We start from the raw sequence: 1156 nt of genomic DNA on the forward strand, positions 1-1156 counted from the left end.
GCCGGCCACGATCGGCACCCGCACGGTGTTGCCCCACTCGGTCCACGAGCCGTCGTAGTTGCGCACGCCGGGGATGCCGAGCAGGTGCGTCAACACGAACCAGGTGTGACTGGACCGCTCGCCGATGCGGCAGTAGACGACGGCCTTGTCGTCGGGCTGGATGAACCCGTAGAGCTGTTCGAGCTCGTCACGGGTGCGGAAGCGGCCGTTGGCGTCGGCGGCTTTGCTCCACGGGATCGAGCGCGCCGTCGGGATGTGACCCGCCCGCAGCGCCCCCTCCTCGGGGTAGTCGGGCATGTGGGTGCGCTTGCCGGTGTACTCCTCGGGGGAGCGGACGTCGATCAGCGGCTGGCTGCCCAGCGCGGCCAGCACGTCGTCTTTGAACGCGCGGATCGGTGCGTCGTTGCGCGCGACGACGGGATAGCCGGTCGAGGTTTTCGTCGGTACGTCCAGGGTGGTCTCGCGCCCCTCGGCGAGCCACAGGTCGCGTCCCCCGTTGAGCAGCCGAACGTCCGGATGGCCGAACAGGGTGAACACCCACAGCGCATACGCCGCCCACCAGTTGCTCTTGTCGCCGTAGATCACCACGGTGTCGTCGCGGGCGATGCCCTTGCCGTTCATCAACTCGGCGAACTGCTCGCCGGTGATGTAGTCGCGCACCCTCGGGTCGTTGAGGTCGGTGTGCCAGTCGACCTTGACCGCGCCGGGAATATGGCCGACGTCGTAGAGCAGCACGTCCTCGTCGGATTCCACGATGGCCAGACCGGGTCTGCCCATGTTGGTGGCCAGCCAGTCGGCGGTGACCAGCCGTTCGGGGTGGGCGTAGCCGGTCAGAGTGGGACTGGGATCTGCTGGTAGCGGCACGGACCCGAGCCTACCGCCGGCGGAGCCGCCCGACGTCGGATGCCCGGCGTGAATCAGACGCCCAGGGCGACCTCGTAAGCCACCGCGAAGCGGCGCGTGCCCGGGTTGGGCCGGAACAGCGCGCCGCCGTCTGCGCACCAGGCCACTACCCTGAGAAAGCGTTTGTGCGGTGACAACTGACTGCGCACACCCGCAGCGAGCGCGGCGCGCAGCCGCTCGACGTCGTATCGGTCGATGTCGCCCGGGACGGGGACGTTCCACATCGTCTCTTCCAACGGCACCGTCTCTTCCA

The 1156-nt window shown here is 68.6% G+C and carries 2 protein-coding genes; both read right to left on the reverse strand.

Annotated features, from left to right (window positions below):
- On the reverse strand, positions 1 to 864 hold an 864-nt coding region (locus ABDW21_RS10180; RefSeq protein WP_343710409.1), incomplete at its 3' end, for a sulfurtransferase.
- Positions 865 to 917: 53 nt separating this feature from the next.
- Positions 918 to 1156: hypothetical protein (locus ABDW21_RS10185; protein ID WP_343710410.1), on the reverse strand; the 239-nt coding region annotated here is incomplete at its 5' end.

This window comes from Mycobacterium sp., from assembly GCF_039583805.1.
Taxonomy (GTDB): domain Bacteria; phylum Actinomycetota; class Actinomycetes; order Mycobacteriales; family Mycobacteriaceae; genus Mycobacterium.